14 protein-coding genes are annotated in these 15,561 nt (G+C 65.3%); 2 read left to right on the top strand and 12 right to left on the bottom strand.

Translation table 11 applies throughout. The annotated features are described in order from the left end of the window. Positions 1–52: 52 nt before the first annotated feature. Both HPY65_07300 and HPY65_07295 read right to left on the bottom strand, forming a co-directional pair. On the bottom strand, positions 53–2,074 hold the full coding sequence (locus HPY65_07300) for a potassium transporter KefB (protein ID NPU84279.1): 2,022 nt from the start codon (positions 2,072–2,074) through the stop codon (positions 53–55). 6 nt (positions 2,075–2,080) lie between these two features. Beyond that, a complete protein-coding gene (locus HPY65_07295) occupies positions 2,081–2,890 on the bottom strand; it encodes a glutaminyl-peptide cyclotransferase (GenBank protein NPU84278.1) in 810 nt (269 codons plus the stop codon). Positions 2,891–3,092: 202 nt separating this feature from the next. On the opposite strand from HPY65_07295, the gene HPY65_07290 reads away from it, so the two are divergent. After that, the gene (locus HPY65_07290; protein ID NPU84277.1) at positions 3,093–3,467 is read left to right on the top strand and encodes a metallopeptidase family protein; all 375 of its coding nucleotides are present in this window, start codon (positions 3,093–3,095) and stop codon (positions 3,465–3,467) included. A gap of 28 nt (positions 3,468–3,495) precedes the next feature. Here HPY65_07290 and HPY65_07285 read toward each other — a convergent pair whose 3' ends face one another. The 5 genes from HPY65_07285 to miaA all read right to left on the bottom strand — a co-directional run bounded on the left by HPY65_07285 (position 3,496) and on the right by miaA (position 8,447). Further along, on the bottom strand, positions 3,496–3,879 hold the full coding sequence (locus tag HPY65_07285; GenBank protein ID NPU84276.1) for a hypothetical protein: 384 nt from the start codon (positions 3,877–3,879) through the stop codon (positions 3,496–3,498). A 152-nt stretch (positions 3,880–4,031) separates the two neighbouring features. Next, positions 4,032–4,928 carry an MBL fold metallo-hydrolase gene (locus HPY65_07280; GenBank protein ID NPU84275.1) on the bottom strand — a complete coding sequence of 299 codons (897 nt, stop codon included), beginning with the start codon at positions 4,926–4,928 and terminating at the stop codon, positions 4,032–4,034. 19 nt (positions 4,929–4,947) lie between these two features. Beyond that, positions 4,948–6,042: a hypothetical protein gene (locus HPY65_07275; GenBank protein NPU84274.1), complete on the bottom strand. Its 1,095-nt coding sequence runs from the start codon at positions 6,040–6,042 to the stop codon at positions 4,948–4,950. A gap of 117 nt (positions 6,043–6,159) precedes the next feature. Next, positions 6,160–7,542, bottom strand: a complete 1,383-nt coding sequence (locus HPY65_07270; GenBank protein ID NPU84273.1) for a glycosyltransferase family 2 protein — start codon at positions 7,540–7,542, stop codon at positions 6,160–6,162. Beyond that, a complete protein-coding gene (gene miaA, locus HPY65_07265) occupies positions 7,539–8,447 on the bottom strand; it encodes a tRNA (adenosine(37)-N6)-dimethylallyltransferase MiaA (GenBank protein ID NPU84272.1) in 909 nt (302 codons plus the stop codon). Before miaA ends, HPY65_07270 begins: the two co-directional genes overlap by 4 nt. A 366-nt stretch (positions 8,448–8,813) precedes the next feature. On the opposite strand from miaA, the gene HPY65_07260 reads away from it, so the two are divergent. Beyond that, the gene (locus tag HPY65_07260) at positions 8,814–10,169 is read left to right on the top strand and encodes an MATE family efflux transporter (protein ID NPU84271.1); all 1,356 of its coding nucleotides are present in this window, start codon (positions 8,814–8,816) and stop codon (positions 10,167–10,169) included. Between the two features lie 639 nt (positions 10,170–10,808). Here the strand turns inward: HPY65_07260 and HPY65_07255 are convergent. The 5 genes from HPY65_07255 to HPY65_07235 all read right to left on the bottom strand — a co-directional run bounded on the left by HPY65_07255 (position 10,809) and on the right by HPY65_07235 (position 15,394). Next, positions 10,809–11,009, bottom strand: coding sequence for a cold-shock protein (locus tag HPY65_07255; protein NPU84270.1), 201 nt, complete (start codon positions 11,007–11,009; stop codon positions 10,809–10,811). A gap of 264 nt (positions 11,010–11,273) precedes the next feature. Beyond that, positions 11,274–11,882, bottom strand: coding sequence for an alpha/beta hydrolase (locus HPY65_07250; GenBank protein NPU84269.1), 609 nt, complete (start codon positions 11,880–11,882; stop codon positions 11,274–11,276). Positions 11,883–11,892: 10 nt separating this feature from the next. Continuing rightward, positions 11,893–12,894, bottom strand: coding sequence for an ATP-binding cassette domain-containing protein (locus HPY65_07245; protein NPU84268.1), 1,002 nt, complete (start codon positions 12,892–12,894; stop codon positions 11,893–11,895). 20 nt (positions 12,895–12,914) lie between these two features. Next, positions 12,915–13,892, bottom strand: a complete 978-nt coding sequence (locus HPY65_07240) for an ABC transporter ATP-binding protein (protein ID NPU84267.1) — start codon at positions 13,890–13,892, stop codon at positions 12,915–12,917. Further along, positions 13,889–15,394: a leucyl aminopeptidase gene (locus HPY65_07235; GenBank protein NPU84266.1), complete on the bottom strand. Its 1,506-nt coding sequence runs from the start codon at positions 15,392–15,394 to the stop codon at positions 13,889–13,891. Before HPY65_07235 ends, HPY65_07240 begins: the two co-directional genes overlap by 4 nt. Positions 15,395–15,561: the final 167 nt, after the last annotated feature.

Genomic DNA, 15,561 nt, shown 5'->3' with positions numbered 1-15,561 from the left:
CGCCGTCAAGGGCGCCGCAGGTTCCAGTGGTCTGCCGCGCGGCGGGAATCCATCAGGAGTTTTTCGCACCCGCGTCCCGCTCCGGTTCAAGTCCACCCGCCGCGAAGAGACCGGCCACGGCGGCCGTCTGCTCCGGTGCACCGAAGGAAACCAGGATGTCCCCGGTGGAGAGCTGCATCGCGGGGTCGGGATTGTAGAGCATTTCGTCACCTCGCCGGATCGCCAGGATCGTCACGCCGTGCTTTTTCCGGAGGGCCATGTCGCCGATGGTCCGGCTGGCCGCCACGGATTCCTCCTCAATCCGGAACGTGGCAACCTCCGCGTCGGGGAGGCAGATCCTGAGGTCCGTACAGACGCCCGCCTCGGGTGCCAGGGCTCGGAGCATGTCGTAGCCGCCCGTTCGGATTTCGCTGACGTAGCGGTCGATCTCGGGCTTCGGGATGAGGTACTTCCTCAAGACCCGGGCGAAGATCTCGATGGACGTCTCGAATTCCTCGGGAATCACCTCGTCGGCTCCCAACTCGTGGAGCGCAGCCATCTCGCCGAGATACCGGGTCCGCACGATGATGTGGAGCCGCCCATTGAGACGGCGGGCCAGTTCGACGATCCTCCGGGTCGCCGTGGGATCGTTGATGGCCACAACCAGCGTCCGGGCCGACCGGACGCCCACGGAATCCAGGACCGCCTCATGGGTGGCGTCGCCGTAATGGATGGGCAGTCCGGCGCGTCGCTCTTCCCGGACCGTGTCCGGGTTCGTCTCGAGGATCACGTAGGGGATGCCCGTCTGCCCGGCAGCCCGGGCGATGTTCCGCCCGTTCAGGCCGAATCCGATAATGATCAGGTGATCGCCCAGGAAGGTCTCTTTCGGGCTGTGATACAGCGAGCCGCCCTTCTTGAAACGCGCCGGCAGCGGCCAGGACAGGATCAGGCGCGCCAGGCGCGGGGATCCGGCGATGACGAAGGGGGTCAGGGCCATGGTGAAGACCGAGACGGCCAGGAAGATCTGGTACATCCGGGGGCTCATCAGGCCGTAGTTCATGCCGACCTTCGACAGGACGAAGGAGAACTCTCCGATCTGGCTGAGCGCCAGGCCCGCCATGATGGCGACCCGGAGCGGGCGCCCCTCGATCGCCACGGTTCCCGCCGCCAGCACTTCCTTCAGGAGCAGGACCGCGATGGTCAATCCCAGGATGAGGAACGGCTGGGCCAGGAAAAACGCCATATCCAGGAGCATCCCGACGGAGACGAAGAAAAAGCTCGTGAAGACGTCACGGAAGGGCAGGACATGGCCGACCGCCTCGTGGCTGTAAGGCGACTCGGAGATCATCAGTCCCGCGAGAAACGCCCCCAGGGCGAGCGACAGTCCGGCCAGGTTCGTCAGCCAGGCGACGGACAGGCAGATGAGGATCACCGCCAGCAGAAAGAGCTCGCGGCTCCGGGAGCGGGCGACGGCGTGAAGCCAGAAGGGGACGATCCATTTCGCCCCGGCGGCGATGACCGCGATCGCAAGGGTGCCCTTGGCCACCGCCATGTACAGGTCGGGTCCCGCGCCCCGTTGCATTCCCGCGAGGAGGGGAACCAGCAGGATCATGGGAACGATGGCCAGGTCCTGGAAAATGAGGATGCCCAGGGCGGCGCTGCCGTGGGGCGTATCCAGCTCGGCCCGGTCCTGCAGGGCCTTGAGCACGATGGCGGTGCTGCTCAGGGAGAGGAGAAAGCCGAAGAACAGCGACTGGCCGACGGGAAAGCCCGCCAGCGCCGCGATTCCGGCTCCGGCCAGGGTTGTGAGGCCCACCTGGAGGGACCCGCCGAAAAGGACGGAGCGACGGATCTTCACGAGGTGACGGAAGGAAAACTCAAGCCCGATGGTGAACAGGAGGGCCACAATCCCCACCTCGGCCAGGATCTCCACGTTTTCCGCCTGGTGGATGAGCCCCAACCCGTGGGGACCGGCAAGCATCCCCGTAAAGATGAATCCCACCAGGGCGGGGACGCGGATCTTCGCAAAGAGAAAGAGGACCCCCACGGAAAGGCCGAAAATGATCAGGATGTCCGACATCAGGTCGTGGGGCATGCTGGTTCACCTTTGGGGCTGATCGGCCTTCACCTCGAACAGCAGGGGCCAGTTCTTTCCGGTCACCAGGAGCCTGCGCCCGGCGGCGTCCCAGGCGATCCCGTTGGCCGTCCCGGCGGCGGTCCCCCGGAGACGCTCCCGGAGGGGCGCCAGGTCGATCCACCCTTCCACCCGTCCCGAATCCGGGTCGATGCGGGCGATGCGGTCGCTCTCCCAGACATTTGCCAGGATCCGGCCGTCCACAAACTCCAGTTCGTTGAGCCGGTCGACCGGACGGCCCGCGTCGGTCACGGCGACGGACCGGAGCGTCCGGAACGTCCGGGGATCGAGGACGTACAGTCGGTCCGTCCCGTCGCTGGCCATGAGACGCTTCCCGTCGCTGGCCAGTCCCCAGCCCTCCCGGGGATAGGGAAATTCGGCCAGGAAGCGGAAGGTCTTCCGGTCGTAGACGAGGAGGACCCGGGAACGCCAGGTCAACTGGATCAGGCGCTCCCCGTAGCGGGCCAGCCCCTCGCCGAACCGGTCCCCCGGCAGCCGGTGGATCCGCAGCACAGCCCCGCTCTCCGGCGCCACCTCCCTTACGGCGGACCGGCCATAGAGACCCGTGCTTTCGTAGAGAAACCCCTGATGAAACAGCAGTCCCTGGGTAAAGGCTTCGGGGTCGTGGGGATACTCCCGGACGATCCGGGCCATCCGGACCGGCACCTCCGTTTCGGGGCCGTCCTTCGCGGCGTCCAAAACCGCGGGGACGACCGCGGCCAGGATCAGAAACGCCGCCAGGACCGCAGGAAGGAACCCCGGGCGTAAACGGGCCATGGTATTCTCTCCCTCAAGATGCGGCATCATATGACGAAACGAAAGATTTGTCGAGGCGGGAGGCCTCGCTGCAAGGGCGGCCTTGGCCGTCCCGCACCGGCACGGGCGGCCGCAGGGGTTTCCTCCTTCCCGCGGCCATGGTATGATGCCGCCCATCAACCGGCGGGAATGCTGCGGGCTCGAGCGCCCCGGGAGGAAAAGCATGAGGGTTCCGAGGAATGAATTCGACCGGGCGGTGGAGCGGGCGATCCGCCGGATTCCCGGGGAGATCCGGCAGTACCTGGACAACATGGTGATCTCCGTCCGGAAGCGGCCGTCCCCGGAACTCCTCCGGGACATGGACCTCCCTCCCGACTACCCCCTCCTGGGGGTCTATCAGGGATCCTCCCTGATGGAGCGTTCCGTGAGCTACCCGCCCCTCTATCCGGACACGATCCTCATCTTCCAGGAACCCCTCGAAGAGATGTGCGGGACCGTGGAGGAACTGGAGGAGGAGATCGAAATCACCGTCGTCCACGAGGTGGCCCATTTCCTCGGCATTACGGAGGAACGCCTGATCGAACTGGGCTACGAATGACCGGAAGGACGGGACTCCGCTCCCCTGACTACCGGATGATCCGGCTGTCCCCTCCCTGCTGCGGAACGATCAGGCGGGAAGACTCCCGGCGCTGCATCTCCCGGGCCTGCGCCATCAGGTTCTCCACATAGGCCTCCATTGCTTCCGGGAAGAGATCCAGGGCCTGCTGGAGATTCTTCGCATCGATGGGAAACTGGATCGGGAGCGGCCCCTGGGGGGTCATGATCTGGGTCTGTCCGGCGAAAAGGATCTTCCGGGTCTTGTCCGGCTCTCCGTTGGGCTTCACCGGCGTCAACTGACGGATCACCGCCACCTGGAGATCCGAGAAGGTTTCTTCCCGATAGAGGTTCTGCTGGTTCACCCGGACACGCTGCTGCCCGTCGGCGTCCCGCGTTTCATCCGTCGCGTTCATTTCTCCCGCATCATGGATATGCTGATCTTCGGTCATGACATTCTCCTATTGGCTGAAAAGGGGACAGATTTGAAATCGTCTCCGCGTAGTTTCGGGTTGATAGGGGGGCAGATTTCAAATCTGCCCCCCTATTGCCGGGTCGCCTCGCCCCCTCACGCAGACTTGGCGATGTGTTTCATCATCTGCTTGAAAACCCCCTCGAGAATCTCGGGGGCGATGAAGTAATCGGAGCACCGTTCGAAGAACAGGGCGTTCATGGCCTTCGCGGCGGCCTCGACATCGCCTCCCCTGCTCCGAAGAATCTCCCGCATCTCCGCGTCCAGTTTCCGGGCTTCCACGGCGGATGCATCGATGAACCCGGCCGCTTCCTCGCCCGTGACGTAGCCATAGTGGTCCGCCCCGACGATCGCCAGCGGCAGGGGCCGAAGCTTCTCCAGGCTCTCCAGGTACTGGGCCATGCTCGAATTCGCCGATGGAAACAGGATGTCCCGATAGGGAATGCCGACGGCATCGGAAGCAAACAAAGCCTTGAGGCCCGGCTCGTAGGCCGTGATCGAACAGGAGGAGTGCCCGGGAGTCTCATGGATCTCCAGGGAAAATCCACCCACGTCGATCCGGTCTCCCTGCTTCAGCGTCGTCCCCCGGACGTCGTCCCGCCATTCGTAATCGTATCCCGCAAGGCCTCCCTCGGCTTTCGCCATTTTGGCGGCCATCAGGCTGAAGGTATTGGCAACGCCGACAGCCTTGGGCATGGACAGGATGCTCCAGGCGGGCGCGGACGCACAAATTTCGACGGCCGGCCAGGTCCGCTTGAAATATGGAACGACGCCGACATGGTCGAAGTGGGAATGGAGGATCACGATGCTGGTCAGGAACCCAGGATCGAGGCCGAAGGACTTCATCTGGTCGAGGACGTCCGGAAGGATGTGAGCCAGCCCGCCGCTGATCAGAACCGCCCCCGACCGTCCCTTGAGGTAGTAGACACCAGACTCTTCCCGCCCCAGATACCAGAGACCGTCGCAAACCTTCCCCGCCTGACGATGCCGCATGGCCGGACCTCCTTTTGCGTTATACGGGCTTGTAAAGAACGACTTTCGCTTTTTCCCGGAGCTTCTTGACCAGCGCAACAAGGGCCTGGCTCTTTTTCTGGTGCTCCAGATAGAGGGACACGCGATCCTTCACCTTCTCCAGGGGCATGGGCCGCACGGCGTTGTGCTCCAGGACCTGGATGATGTGATAGCCGAAGTCCGTCTCCACCACGGGTCCGATTTCGTTGACCTTCTGCGAAAAGGCGGCCTGATCGAAGGGCTTGACCATCTGGCCCCGGGGGAACTCTCCCAGATCGCCGCCGTGCTCCTTGCTGGGGCATTCGGAGTATTTTTTCGCCAGCTCCATGAAGTTGCCCCCGGCCAGCAGCTGCTTGCGGATGTCCTCCGCCTTGGCCTTCTTCTCCGCCTTTGTCTTCTCGTCATCGCCGGTCGCCTTGGCGATCAGGATATGGCGGGCCCTCACCGATTCGGGGATGGTGAACGTCTTCTTGTTCTTCTCGTAGAAGGCGGTGATCTCCTTATCGGTGGGCTTGCCCTGTTTGCCCATGCTGATCTTCACGAGCTTGTCGAGCTTGACGCCGAAGGCCATCTCCTCCTGGAGCTGGGCCTGGGAGGTTCCGCTCTGCTTCATCAGGTCCTCGAGGGTTGTCCCCGGCTGCAGGGTCCCCTTGACCTGTTCGATGGCCTCGTTGATCTCCTGCGCGGAGGCGGTGACCTTGCGCCGCTTGATCTCGTCGGCCAGGAGCGTCCGGGCAACGAAGTCTTCGATGATGCGCTTGCGCAGATCGTCGCGGAGCTTCTTCTTCTGCTCCGCGGAGAGCTTCTCTTTCACGGCGGCCAGGCGCTTCTTTACGATGGTGTCGATCTGGCCCTGGGTGAGCCTCGTTCCGTCCACTTCCACCACGACATCCGGCGGGACGGGGAGCGCCGCCGTCGCCGCAGCCGGCGTCTCAGGTCCTGCCGTACCGGGCAGGGGTACGGGCGCCGGAGCCGGGGCCTGCTGGGGTGCCTCGGCGGTTTCCTTGGGTTTGTCTTCCTTGCCGCAGCCCGCGGGAGCAATCAGGAGCATAAGGACCAGCAAGATGGAACCGAACGCATACACCACACGCTTCATGAAAATATTTCCTCCTCCCGGCGGGGTCTTCCCCCTGTCCGGCGCCGGCGGCTAAGACCGCCGGTTCGCTGAAATTGTAAAAATTTTCCGTTGTATATGCGAAAAGGAAGGGCGGCGTCAAGGATGGAAACGGCGGAACACCGATGCGGCCTGTTCCTCCCCGCGCAGGGCCGCCAGCAGTTCCCCGGCTGTTTCCCCGCCTTCCTCCCGGCGGTCCGCTCCGGACCGGGATCCCGTCCATTCCAGAAGCTGCGTCGCCCCTTCGAGCAGGGGAATGTTCGGCAGCCCTCCGTCCCGGAGGGCGTGAACGGCCCGGAGGGTCCGGAAGGCATCGAACCAGCCGTGAAACTGTCGCCGCAGATGGGCGGGACCCGGCGCCTGCCGGCGGATCGACTCCCAGGCGCGGGGAAAGGCCTGTTCTTCCAGGAACCGTCCCAGGACCGGGTGGATTCGTCGGGCCTGATCGAGCCGGGCCTCCCCGGAGCGGTCCGGGTCTTCCTCCGCCAGGCCGATCCATTCCCGGAGGATCCGGAAGATCTCCGGCTCATACAGCTCTCCGGCGACGGCCTCCTCGCCGGAGAGAACGCGGGCCATGCGCCGCCCTGTCCCGAAGGGAACGCGGAGCGACGGCCGGGGCGAAGGGCGGACGACGGTTCCGCCGATGCGGCCGACGGGTCCCAGTTTGGCCAGCTTGTTGAGAAAGTAGAAGTCTTCCCCGGCCCGGCGCCGGCTCATCCCCCGGACGGCGGCATAGGCTTCGCCCGTGCAGGCGATGGTGGAGCCGACCGTGTGAAAGGCATAGGGCGAACCGGCCAGGCGGAGCCCCAGGACATAGGCTCGGAGAAACACTTCGTAACGCAGGATGGCCTCGCGGAGAACCGGGTCCGCCGGCTCCTGGTGAGCGTAGTCGATGACCGCCCCGGGGGCCTCGGCCCGGTCGAAGAAGGCGCCGACAGCCGACAGGTAGCCGGCGTCCACGCGGGTGTCGGCATCCAGGCAGACAAGAAAGACAGGCTCCCGTTCCCCGTCGAGCACGGACAGGGCCCGGTCGAGGCCGATTTTTCGCGCCAGGCCGACGCCGTCCCGGTCGGGGATCTCGAATCCCGGGGAGGAGGCATCGACGGCCGCCAGGCGGAGAGGGCTCCGGCGGATGATTTCCAGGTCCTCCGCGAATTCGGGCTTTCCGGCCCGCGGTCCCGGCCCGTCCCCGCGAATAAGTCCTTCCAGGATCTCCAGGGTTTCGCGGTTGTTCCGGACGTCCTCCTCGGACTCGAGGTCGGGACGGCGGTTGTTCACCACGACCATGACCAGGGTGCGGACAAGCTCCGCCCCGGGCTGGCGGGCCAGATCCGCCAGCGTCGCAAAAAGGGAGTCCCGTTCCGCAAGAGCCGGGATAACGATTGCCCGGGAGAGGCCGTCCAGGGGACCCGAGAAGAGAGGATGGACGGGCTTTTCCGCCCATCCGTCGAGATAGCGCCGGATCGTCCGGGACACGCTCATGACATCGCCGCCTTCGCCAGGTTCCGGAGAGCCTCGTAGTCGCCGCCTTCGATCCAGCGGATCGGAACGCCCCGGCGCTCCATGCCCCGAAACCAGGTCTCCTGCCGCTTGGCGAACTGGCCGATGCGGATCGAGAGGGTCCGGACCATCGCATCGTACGCGAGGTCCCCCTTCAGATAGAGGCCGATGTAGCGGTACTCGAGGCCCAGTTCGTGGAGCCGCTCCTGGGAAACGCCCGAATCGAGAAGCCGCCGCACCTCTTCCACAAGGCCTCCGGCCAGGCGCACTTCCAGGCGCTCCGAAATACGGCGCCGAAGGACGGCCCGCTCCCAGCGAACCCCCACCACCAGGGGCCGGAGCGCCGGACCGGGTTCCGCGGGGACATCGGCCCGGTGGCGGGCGATCTCGATGGCCCGGAGGAGCCGTGCACGGTCCCCCAGGTCCGACGTGTTGTGCAGGCGCGGGTTTGCGGAGCGGAGGAGACCCGCCAGCTCCTCCACGCTCCGGTCGCGGAGTTCACGCCGGAGTTCCGGGTTTTCCGGGACCTCCTCCATGCGGAAGTCCCGGAGGACCGCCTCGATGTAGAGCCCCGTGCCACCTGCCAGGACCGGAACGAGGCCCCGCCGGGAAAGCTCCGTGAAGCAGGCCCGGAAGGCCTTCTGATAAGTGAACACGCTGAATTCCTCCCGGGGATCCGCCACGTCGATCAGGTGACAGGGAACCGGGACGCCGTCGACGACGTAGTCTCCCAGGTCCTTGCCGGAACCGATGTCGAGGCCGCGATAGACCTGCCGGGAGTCGGCGGAGATCACCTCCGAGCCCGTCTCCCTTGCCAGCCGGGCGGCGAGCCGCGTCTTCCCCGAGGCCGTGGGGCCGACGATGGCGATGAGATTCACCGGTTGCATTTCCATGTTCATTCCTTCGTGATGCAGTTGCGCAAAAGCCGGAACGGATTTTTTAAAATCTCGGGCGCAGGGGCTGTCACGGGGGCTTCCGGCGTCGCGGAAGCTTTTCCGCCTCACGCTGATCGAGAAGCCGAACACCGGAAGGATGGAAAAGCATTCCCGAACGCTCCTCTGGAAACCCCCGGCCGCGCCCCCGCGAACATCGGCAGCACCCGAGCGGGCTGTTCAAAAATGCCCGAGTGCAACGCCGCAGACAGCCCTTTTTCAACAGCCTGCTCCCTTACTCCGAATTGTCTTGAACTGCGCGGCATATGCGTGTTAGCAGGATTTCCCCCGTTTTACAATTCCAGGGGCGGATTCTTCCCCATGACTGACAAAACCCTGGACCTGGGCCGGGGCCCCATCCTTCCCCTTCTCCTCCGGATGAGCTGGCCCTCCATGGCCGCCATGCTGTCCATGGCCCTCTACAATCTCATGGATACGCTGTGGCTTGCCCGGACGAGCCATCAGGCCGTGGCGGCCCTGACAGTGAGCCTCCCCATCCAGATGATCATCGGCGCGGTGGGGATCGGCACCGGCGTGGGGGCCGGCTCCTACGCCGCCCGCATGTTCGGGGCAGGCGACATCGAGGCCGCCCGGAAGACGGCAGGCCAGGTCTTTCTCCTCACCTTCCTTTTCGGAATCCTCCTGATCGCCGTCACCCTGGCCAATCCGGACGGCATGCTCCGGATCTTCGGCGCCACCGGCGACATCCTGCCCCTCGGGCGGAGTTACCTGACGATCATCATCTGCTCCTCCCCGTGTCTGCTGTTTCTCATGATGGCGAACAACCTGCTCCGTGCCGAGGGCAGGCCGAACCAGTCCATGTACGTGATCCTCGTCTTCGCCGCCATCGGGGCCGTCCTGGATCCCCTGCTGATTCGGGGCTGGGGCCCCGTACCGGCCATGGGAATCCGGGGCGCCGCTTATTCCGCCGTCATCTCCCAGTCCGCCGCGGGCCTTCTGTCCCTCTATTTCCTCAGCCTCCGGACCTCCAGGTACCGCCTGGACTGGAGCATCATGCGGCCGGATCCGGCCATTCTCCGGTCCATCTTTCAGACGGGGCTGCCCTCCATCATCATGAACTTCGTCATCGGCTTCGTCATCATCGTCTACAACCACGCCCTCGTTCCTTTCGGTGACGAGGCCCTGGCGACGCTCGGAATGTGCTTCCGGGTGAACGGCCTGGTGATGATGATTCTTTTCGGCGTGGGTCACGGCGTCATGCCCATGGTCGGTTTCAGTGCGGGCGCCCGGAGTTATGACCGGCTCATCGAGACGGTCCGGGTTGCCACCCGGTTTTCCGTTATCCTGGCGGTGGCGTCTTTTCTTCTCATCGAGATCCTGGCGCCCCAGGTCTTGAGCCTGTTCTCGACGGATCCGCGGCTCACGGAGATGGCCGTGCCGGCGCTGCGCATTTTCGTCTCCGCCATGGTCATCATCGCCCCAGCGCTGGTGTGGATCAACATGTTCATCGGCCTTGGGAAGGGAACAACGGCCATGTGGCTGATGTTTGTCCGGGACATGCTGCTCCTGGTGCCGCTCTTGATCTTCCTGCCGCCCTTCTTCGGCGTCAGCGGCGTCTGGATGGCCCAGCCCCTTTCCAGTGTCGTGGCGTTCTTCATCATCCGCCGCCGGGCGCTGCGGGAGATCCGCTCGTTCCGGGAAGCTGCGGCTGTTTGAGGAAGCGAAGTGAAAAGGGGGGCGGATTTCAAGCCCGCACTCTCTCCATTTTTTTCTTTTTGATTCGTATCGTGGCGCGGGGGCTGCCACGGGGGCTCCCGCCGTCGCGAAAACGTTTCCGCTCATCGCCTTCTGAAACCGAAGAGCCTGGGGTCCGGAAACGTTTTCCAATTGCTCCTCTGGGAACCCCCGGTCGCGCCCCCGCGGACATTGGTCGGGGAGAGGGGGTCTTCCCGGAGCGCGAATAGCGGCTTTTTCGGGGTACCCTGCCGTCGCAGCGCAGCGCCCGCAAAGTCATCTGTCTGAGCGCCGTCCGGTGCGAGTTATGACTTTGCAGCGGAGCGAGACGTTGCAGGGTCGAAAAAACGCTTCTGAGCGCGAAGGATGCCCCCCTCCCACATGCCAGTCGCCATCCGCGACTGATTCTCTATAGAAAAAGATGAAATGCGGAAGTATGGCGGGCTGTTCAAAAGGGGTTGGATGCAAGGCGCCCGAAGTCATGAGCCGCGAGTCGTACTTTTGGTACGTCGAGCGGCGAAGGACGAGGGCAACGCTGCAGACGACCCCTTTTCAACAGCCCGCCCCAAAAAAAATGCCCCGGCCGGTATGGTCGGGGCATCTCCTAGAATTCCGCCTGCTTTATATAGGCTGGACTTTCACGGCAGCGGGGCCTTTCTTGCCCTGCTCGATTTCAAAGCCTACTCGCTGGCCTTCCTGGAGCGTCTTGAAACCGGTTGACTGAATGGAACTGTAGTGAACGAACACATCGCCGCCTTCATCGTTCTCGATGAAGCCATACCCCTTCTTCTCGTTGAACCACTTAACCTTACCCTGTGCCAAAGTACTTCCCTCCTTTCAAACGAAATCCCCCCACCGGCCGGTGGAATAAAAAAAGGCCACGTCTTCCCGCAGCCATCTGCGGGCAGCCCGTGACCTAAAAAAAGCGAAAAACTTGAATCACTACAAAACCTTCACGCCGGCGTTAGAGATACCCTATGAAAACCCTGTCATCGCGACCGGTGCAATCTGCCGTATCATCGATAAAACAAAAATGCAAGATGTTTTCATCCCGGCGGCGACCTTTGCAGACCCCACAGACCCGCATCAGGAAACAGACAGCCGTTTCCTGACAACCTCCAGCAGGAGGCGCTCCCTCCCCCCGTAGAAGTGGTCGGCCCCCGGAATGACCTCGAAGTCCGCCCCGGCCCGTCGGGCCTCCTCCCGAACCAGCTCCTGGTCAAGGTAGGGATCGCGGTCTCCGGCCGTCACGAGCCGGACGTTCCCCGGCCAGCCGCTGAAATCGAACTCCATGAATCCTGCAGGAGGCGAAACGAGGATGGACGGAAAGGCCATTCCCGGAACCGCCAGGACCCTCGAAATCACCCAGGCGCCGAAGGAATAGCCCGCCAGCTCGATGTTTCCGCATCCTTCCCCCGCCAGGAAAGCGACCGCCGCCAGGACGTCGTCCCGCTCACCCCGGCCCTCGTCGTAGGATCCTCCGCTGCGTCCGGCGCCCCGGAAGTTGAAGCGGAGAGTTGCAAATCCGGCGCCGCCGTAGGCGACGACCAGGGTCTCCACGACGTTGTTGTCCATGCTGCCGCCCATCTGCGGGTGGGGATGGCAGATCACGACGGCCCGGTTTCCGTCGTTCCGGGCCAGCTGGCCCTCGAGCCGGACGCCTCCGGAGGGGAAAACGACGCTCTCTTCCTTCATGCCTCCTCCTTCAGAGGGACGGTTCCCCGTCCACTGTTGCGTAAAGATGACAGGCCGTGGGATGGCCGTTTTCCCGGTCAGCCAGGGCAGGCACATCCCGTCTGCACACCTCCATCCGCCTTGGGCAGCGGGGATGAAACACGCAGCCCGGTGGCGGATCGACGGCGCTGGGGGGATCCCCCGGCAGGACGATCCGCGTCCGGCGGCTTGCCGTGTCCGTCGCGGGCACGGCCGAAAGCAGGGCCTCCGTGTAGGGATGCAGGGGATGGCGGTCCAGGTCGGCGTTCTCGACCAGTTCGACGATCCTCCCCAGGTACATGACGGCGATGCGGTCGCTCATGAACCGCACGACCCCGAAATCGTGCGTGATGAAGAGATACGTCAGGCCCATCCGCTCCTGCAGGTCTTTGAGGAGATTCAGGATCTGCGCCTGGATGGACACGTCCAGGGCCGAGACGGGCTCGTCCGCCACGACGAGGTCGGGCCGGAGGGCCAGCGCCCGGGCGATGCCGATCCGCTGCCGCTGCCCGCCGCTGAACTCATGGGGATAGCGGGTCGTCTGCTCCCGGGAAAGCCCCACCGTCTCCGCCAGGCGCTCCACCTCCCCGGGAATCTCCGCCGCCGGGGTGCCGTGAACCGCCAGGGGCTCGCCGATGATGGCGCCGGCGGACATGCGGGGATTGAGGGACGAATAGGGATCCTGGAAGATGATCTGGACGCGGCGTCGATAGGCATGCAGGGACGCGCCGCCCAGGGAGGAGATGTCCTCCCCCTCGAAGAGGATCCGACCCGCTGTAGGCTCTTCCAGACGGAGAAGGAGCCGTCCCAGGGTGGACTTGCCGCAGCCCGATTCCCCGACCAGCCCCAGGGTCTCCCCCCGCCGGATCCGGAGGGACACGCCGTCCACCGCCCGGACCGTGCCGTGCCGTCCCGGGAATCCGCCCCGCACGGGATACCCCTTTCGGAGTTCCCGGATGTCCACCAGCGCCTCCGGCGCCCTCCCCTGTTCCATCGGATCCGCAGCTCCTCCGCTCATGAGAATTTCCAGCAGCGCACCCGGCGATCCGGCGCCGGTTCCGTAACGGCGGGCTCCTCCCGCCGGCAGATCTCCATGACGTCGGGACAGCGGCCGGAGAAGCGGCACCCCGCCGGCAGTTCGTCGAGAGAAGGAACCGTGCCGGCGATGGCGGGAAGTCGCCCCCCGTCCCCGCCCCGCCCCCGCGGGACTGAGGCGAGGAGGCCCACCGTGTAGGGGTGGCGCGGAGAAGCGAAGACGTCCCCCGCGGGGCCGTATTCCACCACGATCCCGGCATACATGACCGCCACGAACTGGGCCGCCTCCGCGACGACCCCCAGGTCGTGGGTGACCAGCAGCACCGACGTGCCCGTCTCCTCTTTGAGGCGCCCGATGAGGTCCAGGATCTGGGCCTGGATCGTCACGTCCAGGGCCGTCGTGGGCTCGTCGGCCAGCATCAGCCGCGGCTTCAGGCACAGGGCCATGGCGATCATCACCCGCTGGCGGAGTCCCCCGCTGAGCTGGTGCGGATAGTCGCGAATCCGGCTCTCCGGAGACGGTATGCCGACCAGGCGGAACACCTCCACGACCCGCTCCAGGGCGCTCCTCCGCGGCAGTCCCTCGTGGATCTCCAGGACCTCCGCCACCTGGTCGCCCACGCGAAAGACGGGGTTGAGGGAGGTCATGGGCTCCTGGAAGATCATGGAGATCTCCCGGCCCCGGATGCGCCGCATCTCATCCTCCGGGAGGGCCAGGAGATCGCGGCCCCCGAAGACGATGCGGCCCGCTGTGATCCGCCCCGGCGGCGGCACGAGGCGCAGGATGGAAAGGGCCAGGACGGTCTTGCCGCATCCCGACTCGCCGACGATGCCCACGGTGTCCCCGGCGCGGACGGACAGATCGACGCCGTCCACCGCCCGGACGGTCCCCCGGGCCGTTTCGAAATGGGTCGTGAGCCCTTCGATCTTCAGGATAGGATCCCCGGCGGCGTTCACGTGGGCGCGCTCCACTGCTTCAGGACCTCCACCAGGAGGCGGACGCCGATTCCGGAGGCTCCCTTGGGCGTCCAGGGCCGGTCCTTCTTCAGCCACGCGGCCCCGGCGATATCCAGGTGCGCCCAGGGTCCCTCGCCGGCGAACTGCTTCAGGAAAAGGGCCGCCGTGATGGCCCCGCCGCTGCGCCCGCCGGTGTTCTTCCAGTCTGCCACGTCGCTCTTGATGAGTTCGACGTAGTCGTCCCAGAGGGGCATCTCCCAGACCAGTTCGCCCGTCGCCGCCGCGGCGGCCCGGATCCGGGCGTTCAGGTCCGCATCCGTTCCGAAGAGGCCCGTACCGAGATCCCCCAGGGCGACGACGCAGGCCCCCGTCAGGGTCGCCATGTCGATGAGCGCCGTCGGGCGGTAGTGCTTCCTGGCGTAGGCGAGGGCGTCCGCCAGGATCAGCCGCCCCTCTGCGTCGGTGCTCATGATTTCCACGGTCTGGCCCGAAAACGTGGTGAGCACGTCGCCGGGCCTGTAGGCCTTGCCGTCGGGCAGGTTCTCCACGGCCGGTACCAGGCCGACCACGTTCAGGGGCAGGCCGATGTCCGCCGCGGCCTGCAGCACCCCGAGGACGGCGGCCCCGCCGGCCATGTCGTCCTTCATCTCGCCCATGTTTTCCGCGGGCTTGAGGGAGATGCCGCCGCTGTCGAAGGTGATGCCCTTGCCCACCAGGACCACCGGGGCTGCCCCCCGCTTCCCTCCCCGGTGCTCGACGGCGATCAGCCGGGGCGGTTCGTTGCTGCCCCGGGCGACCCCCAGGAGGGCGTTCATGCCCAGCTTCCGCAGGTCCGGCTCGCCGAAGACCTTCACCGCGAGCTTGCGGCCGGCGGCCATTTTCTTCGCTTCCTTTGCCATCCGGTCGGGGGTCATCTCGTTCCCCGGCGCGGAGACGAGGTCCCGTACGAAGCAGACGGCCCGGGAAACAGCCTCCGCCTCGGCCGCCGCTTTCCTCACGGCCTTTCCCCGCGCTCCGTCGGCCTCCACGATCGTGAAGGACTTGAGTTCCCGGAACTCCTCCCGGTCGACGGTCTTGTAGGGCAGGTAGCGATACAGGCCCAGGAGAACTCCCTCGACCGCCGCCGCGGCGATTCGCTCCGGCATTTCCTCCGGCAGGCCGACGTCCATGGAGGCGGCAAAGTCCTTCACGTCCAGCCGCCGGGCCTCCCGGGCGGCCGCGGCAAAGGCTCCGCGAATGCGATCGAGGGTAACCTCTTTTCTCTTCCCGAGGCCGACCAGGATCAGCCGCCGGGCCGGCAGGGCCTTCCCGGTGTAGAGAAGCGCCGTTGCGTAGAGCTTGCCCTTGAAATCGCCGGCTTTCAGCAGTTCCGTGACGAGCCCCCCGGATGCCCTGTCGAGGAGGGCCGCGGACCCGGAGGGTTCCTCACCCTCGAACAGGAACACAGCCGCGGCGGGTGTGACGAAACGTTCCAGACTTTCTTTTTTCAGGTCGATTTTCATGAGGATCTCCTGGATGGACGGGATGAAAACGGGGCAACTCTAACACAGGCGGCCCAAATGTCAACGCCGGGCAATTCCGCCCGGCCGATCGTCCCGAAGGAACAAGCGGTCAATATTGCCTTGCCGGAGCGGCCCGATGTGGTATCCTCCCCGCGTCCCCGCTGGAA

This window comes from Syntrophaceae bacterium (assembly GCA_013177825.1).
Lineage (GTDB): Bacteria > Desulfobacterota > Syntrophia > Syntrophales > PHBD01 > PHBD01.
This window is presented reverse-complemented; position numbering and strand designations above follow the sequence as displayed.

Excerpts from the sequence above, each read along its gene's own strand:
- HPY65_07275 (NPU84274.1), bottom strand. The coding sequence starts at position 6,042 with ATGAAGCGTGTGGTGTATGCGTTCGGTTCCATCTTGCTGGTCCTTATG.
- HPY65_07235 (NPU84266.1), bottom strand. The coding sequence starts at position 15,394 with ATGAAAATCGACCTGAAAAAAGAAAGTCTGGAACGTTTCGTCACACCC.
- HPY65_07245 (NPU84268.1), bottom strand. The coding sequence starts at position 12,894 with ATGGAACAGGGGAGGGCGCCGGAGGCGCTGGTGGACATCCGGGAACTC.
- HPY65_07295 (NPU84278.1), bottom strand. The coding sequence starts at position 2,890 with ATGGCCCGTTTACGCCCGGGGTTCCTTCCTGCGGTCCTGGCGGCGTTT.
- HPY65_07250 (NPU84269.1), bottom strand. The coding sequence starts at position 11,882 with ATGAAGGAAGAGAGCGTCGTTTTCCCCTCCGGAGGCGTCCGGCTCGAG.
- HPY65_07300 (NPU84279.1), bottom strand. The coding sequence starts at position 2,074 with ATGCCCCACGACCTGATGTCGGACATCCTGATCATTTTCGGCCTTTCC.
- miaA (NPU84272.1), bottom strand. The coding sequence starts at position 8,447 with ATGCAACCGGTGAATCTCATCGCCATCGTCGGCCCCACGGCCTCGGGG.
- HPY65_07285 (NPU84276.1), bottom strand. The coding sequence starts at position 3,879 with ATGAACGCGACGGATGAAACGCGGGACGCCGACGGGCAGCAGCGTGTC.
- HPY65_07260 (NPU84271.1), top strand. The coding sequence starts at position 8,814 with ATGACTGACAAAACCCTGGACCTGGGCCGGGGCCCCATCCTTCCCCTT.
- HPY65_07270 (NPU84273.1), bottom strand. The coding sequence starts at position 7,542 with ATGAGCGTGTCCCGGACGATCCGGCGCTATCTCGACGGATGGGCGGAA.
- HPY65_07280 (NPU84275.1), bottom strand. The coding sequence starts at position 4,928 with ATGCGGCATCGTCAGGCGGGGAAGGTTTGCGACGGTCTCTGGTATCTG.
- HPY65_07290 (NPU84277.1), top strand. The coding sequence starts at position 3,093 with ATGAGGGTTCCGAGGAATGAATTCGACCGGGCGGTGGAGCGGGCGATC.